The following is a 6,000-nucleotide window of genomic DNA, read 5'->3' on the forward strand; positions in this document are numbered from 1 at the left end:
CGATCATCTGCAGTGAGCGATATAGTTAGTATTTTATCAGCGTAGTGTTTTGTCGGGGCTATGCATACGGTGGCTGTCATGCCAGTTTACAACGGTGCGGAGACGGTTCGGGATGTCGTTGACCGTATCCCGTGGGACACCGTTGATGAGCTCTACATGGTTGATGACGGGAGCACGGACGATAGCTGGGACGTATTGACGACGCTTGCATCGGAGTACGACGAAATCAGCGTCCTGCAACACGATGAAAACCAAGGATACGGTGGGGGGCAAAAAACGCTCTACGACGAGGTTCTCGAACAAGGTGGCGACATCGCCGTCATGATTCACCAAGACGAACATTACGCTCCTGAGGAAATACCGGATCTCGTCGAACCGATCGAAGAGAACCACGGTACCGAAATCGTGTTCGCACCGCGGCATGGGATGGTTTCAGGTGGGTATCCGCTGCATCGATATCTCGGAAACCGGATCTTGACGACGTTTCAGAACGTGACGCTCGGAACGGATCTCTATGAGTTCCATACCGGGTTTCGGGCATACTCCGCAACGGCGCTCAAAGAGATCGACTACCACAACTGCACGAATCAGTTCCACTTTGATACAGATATCGTCGGTGAAATCCAGCGTGCCGGACTGTATGATACGCTCAAAGAAGTACCGACGGACTGTTATTACGATGATAATGCAAGTGCGAACCCGTGGATCTTCTCATATACGTTCAACTGTGCAAAAAGCGCGGTGAAATACCGACTGTCCACCAGAAAGGCACAAACTGCAGAAATCAAAGACAAAAACGTCTCAAGCACACCAGCTGACGATTAGTCCGTTTAGGAGTTTGTGACGATGATGACGATCGAGACGAGCGAGAGCCCAAACCCGAGTAGCAGCATCCGATTGTAGCTAGTTCCAAAGAAGAGAACATCACCGACTGCAGTAAAGAGGGCCCAAAGCAACAGAGCGACCGCGGTGACGATTCCAACTTCTAATTCGCTTAACGGTGCAAACAGAAGCAGTCGTCCGATAAACGCTGCACCGATCGAAAAGAGAACCAACGGCATCATAAAGAACTCAATGAGGAACTCAATCTGAGTTAGTTTGGCTACGGAGAGATCCCCGATCTCATTGGTGATTACCTTCATTGTGATATTTCCAGCTGCACCAAACGCACTCGATAGGGCTACTAGTCCCCAGAGGCTCAATCGCATACTTCGGTGTTTTCGGTGAGTGATTTATTACTTCCTACTCACCAACGAAGATGGCCTACCAAATTCGGGATCATAATTTCCTTTATCGATCTTATTTAACCTATTTTATTTGAAACAATATTAATTCAAATAAGTTCTTGCATTAGTAGCCGTCAAGCAATTATAATTAACACCACGTTATTTAAATACGAGAAAATAAACAACGCAACATGGAAGCTGATATTGAAGCATTGATATTAACTTTTGTCATTGGTACTGTTTTATGGTCTTTTCTAATTACATTGTATCGTAAAAATAGAATTTCCACACGTCATATTATTGTACTGCTCGCACTCATAGGGATAATATTAAGAATTATATTTGCTGCTGAGACACCGATTGGAATGAATTCTGACGAACCCGCACATTATAATTATATTTCTTATATATCAACAAACTATTCGCTCCCAGTGTTTGAAATTGTTGAACCAGAAACAATGGAGTATGAATATTACCAACCCCCAGTATATTATTTGCTTCTCACACCTATCCATTGGATTGCAAACAAGGCAGGCGTAGAGACAAATAATATATATTTAATGCTCAGAGCAGCTAATATTTTAATATGGCTGTTAACATTCATCCTATCAGTTAAAACATTTAAAAGATTAGGATGGTTCGAAAAACAACAGATACCGGCCTTTGGCAGTTTAGCAATTATATCACTTCTCCCACATTATATTAGTATTTCATCAGGTATTAATAACAGTAATTTACCGATCCTATTTATAACTTGTGTTTCATATTATTTGGCTCATGATAAAATAAGGAATCGACAGTGGGCTATCATCGGATTATTAGTCGGGCTGACTGTATTAACAAAAATGTCAGGGGGAGTTGTTGGGATATTTGTAGCTGCTTACATTATATACGGTTATTATATTAACCAACAAACCTTACGTGATACCGTATTAGCTTCATTGACATCTGGCGGAATAGCTATTGGATTATGGTCGATCCGAGCTGCTCGAAATATTCACTATCACAATGAAGCTATTCTAGTGGAGATGGGATCACGCCTATGGGAAAATCCACCTCGCATGCTCAGTGATACAGTTATTCTGTTTCTTACAGAATTAACCGATACGTTTTGGGCGTCCTCCGGGCCAGTTCTGCAATTTAGACTTTCTGGAATTGCGATAGGTGGTGTATTATGGACATTCGCAATTATTGGGCATATTGATTCAATTATCAGCCAAAATGAACTATTTTCTGGAAAAATATCTCAACAATGGTTTATTAGTGGCGTATTTATGTTGATTGCTAATCTACTTGCAATCTTTCGAATGGCCGATCAAGTCGGAAACGTACAAGGGCGGTTTTTATTCCCATCACTACTCTTTGTTGGAATAATAACAGCAGTTGGGTTACGTGAATTTGGTTTACAGACAAAGATCATGCCCATCCATTTTGTTGGTGGCATGACCCTTTATGCAATTTTGTTTACTGTTCATCGATTTACTCAAAGTTCTGTCGGAATTTTCTTCTAATGTTCCCAACTAATTTACATCCATCTTTGATTATTATTTCTGTCGACTCAGCAAGTGAATTTTCACTTATCATTTGATTTTACAAATTGCTGTATTTAGAAAGTTGCTCTTCAAATTTAACCAATGATTTCATGTCGTTATTTGAGTACGAAAACGTACGTGCTTTGGTATATGCTACTAGACATTAATATTTAAAAACAAATAGATAGTACCGAGAACATTAAAATGATAGAATGAATAGTGGCTAGAATAAATATAATTACTATCTATTTCGCTCTATCTGAACCAATTAACTATTATGTAGCAACAATCGCAAGCACAGGAAAGAAAGAATTAAACTACCACCTGAAAATAAAGTCAACATGAAAACGGCCATCACTGGCGGAGCAGGGTTTTTAGGCTCTAACATCGTTGACTATTTTGTTACACAAGATTCTGATGTCGTTGTTTTCGACGACTTCAGCGACGGAACACGCGAGAACCTCGCAGCGTCGATCGATGAGATCGAGATTCGAGACGTAGACCTTCGTGATCGTGAGCCGACAATCAACGCGTTTTCCGATATCGATGTCGTCGTCCATCTCGCCGCGAAGATCGGCGGGATCGGCTACTTCCACCACGTCCCGGCGGATATCATCGCTATGAACGATGCGATGAATCGGAACGTGCTCGATGCGGCGGTCGAACACGATCTCGATCGCGTGTGCTACGCCTCATCGTCGATGGTCTATGAAAACGCGACTGACTTCCCCGTTACCGAAACCCAGATCGGGGAGATTCCCCCGCCGGATAGTGCATACGGCTACCAGAAACTCTCCGGGGAGTACTACTGTCACGCCTATCACGACCAGTACGACGTGGAGTACAGTATTTTCCGGCCGTTTAATGCAGTCGGCCCGCGCGAGCCGCCGGGCGACGAGGTCGGACAAGCACACGTCATCCCGGATTTCGTAAAGAAAATCAGGGATGAAAAACAGCACCCACTGGACATCCTCGGTTCGGGTGAACAGGTTCGCTCGTTTACGAACGTCAAAGACATCGCCGCCGGGGTTTACAAGTGCGCCTACGACGACGCTGCAGCTAACGAGGACTTCAATCTCGGCTCGGCAGAGGGCGTCACAATGCTTGAGTTAGCCCAACAGATCTGGAACTACTGCGGTCGTGAGGAGGAGTTCGCAGTCAACCGCCAAGACGCGTTTGACCACGACGTTCAAAAACGGATTCCCGACTCATCGAAAGCAGCAAACGTACTCGATTGGGAACCGGAAATATCCCTCGAAGAATCGCTCGATGAGTACATTACGTGGTATCAGGAGACACTCTAATGGGTGACGTAGGCCAGGGCGTTGCGATTATCGGTGCCGGTCGTATCGGTGTTCCATGGGGTGCCGTGCTAGCAGCAACGCAGGATGTCGAGGTAACGTGTATCGATATCGATGAAGACAGAGTAGCGACTCTAAATAGCGGTACTGCACCCTTTTCTGAACCACAGCTCGACGAATACCTCGCGACAGCCGTTGAAAGTGGGACACTCGCCGCGACAACGGATCCGTCAGCAGTAACCGATCATCAGTACGTTGCGTTCGCCGTTAACGCACCACGAAACGGGATGTCCGAGTTCCTTGAAACAGTCCGAGAGTACGGCCCCTACCTGCGTGATGATCATACCGTCGTTAACCGGGTGACGCTGCCGGTAGACATGATCGGTCGAATGCGTGAGACCATTGCGAAACACGCCGAGGGTGATCCAACGTTCGCCGCGTTTCCCGAACGACTCGCAGAAGGGAAAGCGATCGAAGAAATCAAATCGCTGCCAAAAATTGTCGGTGTAGATGACGAGCAGGGGCGGGAGAGTATGCACGAGTTGTTACGGTCGTTTGATGCGGACATCAAGTTCACCGATCCAGAGACGGCGATGTTCGTTAAACTCATCGACAATTCCTACCGAGACGCGCTCTTTGCCATCGCAAACCAAATCGCATACACCGCTGATCAACTGGATTTGGATGCGCACAAAGCCATCTCACTGGCTAATTACGAATATCCCCGGAACGATATCCCGACCCCTGGGCCTGTTGGTGGAAAGTGTCTTCCCAAAGATCCGCATTTCCTCACCGATGAGCGGGTTTGCGATCAGCCGACGACACCCGATCTGTTCAATGCCACCCGACGAACAAATGCGCATCTATCCTCCTATACTGTAACCCAAGTTGTCAGACGGCAACCCTCCAAGGTCGCAATGCTAGGGCTCTCGTACAAGCGAGGGGTCGGAGACACGTATAACTCACCGGCAAAAGACATCGCAGACAGTCTCGAGGCGCAGGGGCTCCCGGTCGTAGCATATGAGCCCCATGTCGATGGGTACGACGACCTATCAGGTACGCTCGATGGGGCAGATGTTGTAATCCTGGCAGTCAATCACGGGGAGTTCGAGGGGCTTGAACCACAAATTAACGATCTAACGGCTGAAAACGCAACCGTCTATGATCTCTGGGGCGCGCTTGATCGTGATAAACTCACACGAACCTACGATGGGTTCGGGATCGCAGGCGATCAAAACGAGACTACGAGCCGCGCTGGCCACAAAAATACTCCTGTCAAAGAATGAGCCTCCACGTTGACCTCATTGTTCCAGCCTACAACGAGGGCGGAAACCTCGAACAGATGGTCAAGCGGACAACAGATGTTCTCCGTGACCGGGCTGATGGATGGACGTTTGGCATCCTACTCGTCGTCAGCGATGGCTCGACCGATGGTACCCAGGAACTGGCAGCTGATCTCGACGACCGGTATCCCGAAGTGTCACAGTTAGTTCGGACGGAGAACTTCGGCTTCGGGAACGCGATTCGGGATGGGCTTGCTCATGCAGACGGTGATGTCCTTATTCCGTTTATGGCCGATCTATCGGATGACCCTGCCGATATTCCAAAGATGATTGAACAGATCAACGCAGGGCACGATGTCGTCTACGGCTCACGGTTTATGCAGGGCGGATCCGTGGATGGCTACCCTCCACTCAAGTTGATCTATAATCGGTCATTCAATAACGCCATTCGGTTCCTGTTCGGCATCGGCGAGAAAGATATTACAAACGCCTTCACGGCGTATCGGCGAGAAGTGATCGACGAAATCGGAATGGAAACACTCGGCGTTGTTTAGACGCCAGATTTCAGCGGTCTACCCCCTCGATGACGCGTTCGATGTTTCGCACCGCTGATTTCATGACAAGTTCACGGAATTGACCGAACCACGTTCTCGCCCAC

General features: G+C 47.1%; 6 protein-coding genes. 5 read left to right on the forward strand and 1 reads right to left on the reverse strand.

The window, feature by feature from the left end; genetic code table 11:
- Positions 1 to 60 precede the first annotated feature (60 nt).
- Complete coding sequence (locus DM826_RS07170) at positions 61 to 825, forward strand: glycosyltransferase family 2 protein (protein ID WP_120102715.1); 765 nt, start codon at positions 61 to 63, stop codon at positions 823 to 825.
- A 5-nt stretch (positions 826 to 830) separates the two neighbouring features.
- Here the strand turns inward: DM826_RS07170 and DM826_RS07175 are convergent, their stop codons facing one another.
- Positions 831 to 1,208, reverse strand: a complete 378-nt coding sequence (locus DM826_RS07175; protein WP_133304650.1) for a hypothetical protein — start codon at positions 1,206 to 1,208, stop codon at positions 831 to 833.
- 209 nt (positions 1,209 to 1,417) lie between these two features.
- Here DM826_RS07175 and DM826_RS07180 point away from each other — a divergent pair, with 209 nt between their 5' ends.
- The 4 genes from DM826_RS07180 to DM826_RS07195 all read left to right on the forward strand — a co-directional run bounded on the left by DM826_RS07180 (position 1,418) and on the right by DM826_RS07195 (position 5,896).
- Positions 1,418 to 2,737 (forward strand): glycosyltransferase family 39 protein, encoded by a 1,320-nt coding sequence (locus tag DM826_RS07180; RefSeq protein WP_120102717.1) that lies wholly within the window; start codon positions 1,418 to 1,420, stop codon positions 2,735 to 2,737.
- Positions 2,738 to 3,099: 362 nt separating this feature from the next.
- Entirely contained in the window at positions 3,100 to 4,062 is a 963-nt protein-coding gene (locus DM826_RS07185) for an NAD-dependent epimerase/dehydratase family protein (RefSeq protein ID WP_120102718.1), read from the forward strand.
- On the forward strand, positions 4,062 to 5,345 hold the full coding sequence (locus tag DM826_RS07190; protein ID WP_120102719.1) for a nucleotide sugar dehydrogenase: 1,284 nt from the start codon (positions 4,062 to 4,064) through the stop codon (positions 5,343 to 5,345). The genes DM826_RS07185 and DM826_RS07190 overlap by 1 nt, the downstream gene beginning before the upstream one ends.
- A complete protein-coding gene (locus DM826_RS07195) occupies positions 5,342 to 5,896 on the forward strand; it encodes a glycosyltransferase family 2 protein (RefSeq protein WP_120102720.1) in 555 nt (184 codons plus the stop codon). Before DM826_RS07190 ends, DM826_RS07195 begins: the two co-directional genes overlap by 4 nt.
- Positions 5,897 to 6,000 lie beyond the last annotated feature (104 nt).

The sequence above is a fragment of the Halonotius aquaticus genome (assembly GCF_003605575.1).
Lineage (GTDB): Archaea > Halobacteriota > Halobacteria > Halobacteriales > Haloferacaceae > Halonotius > Halonotius aquaticus.

Bases quoted from the DNA above. Each gene is read 5' to 3' on its own strand.
- DM826_RS07170 (WP_120102715.1), top strand. From the start codon at position 61: ATGCATACGGTGGCTGTCATGCCAGTTTACAACGGTGCGGAGACGGTT.
- DM826_RS07175 (WP_133304650.1), bottom strand. From the start codon at position 1,208: ATGCGATTGAGCCTCTGGGGACTAGTAGCCCTATCGAGTGCGTTTGGT.
- DM826_RS07180 (WP_120102717.1), top strand. From the start codon at position 1,418: ATGGAAGCTGATATTGAAGCATTGATATTAACTTTTGTCATTGGTACT.
- DM826_RS07185 (WP_120102718.1), top strand. From the start codon at position 3,100: ATGAAAACGGCCATCACTGGCGGAGCAGGGTTTTTAGGCTCTAACATC.
- DM826_RS07190 (WP_120102719.1), top strand. From the start codon at position 4,062: ATGGGTGACGTAGGCCAGGGCGTTGCGATTATCGGTGCCGGTCGTATC.
- DM826_RS07195 (WP_120102720.1), top strand. From the start codon at position 5,342: ATGAGCCTCCACGTTGACCTCATTGTTCCAGCCTACAACGAGGGCGGA.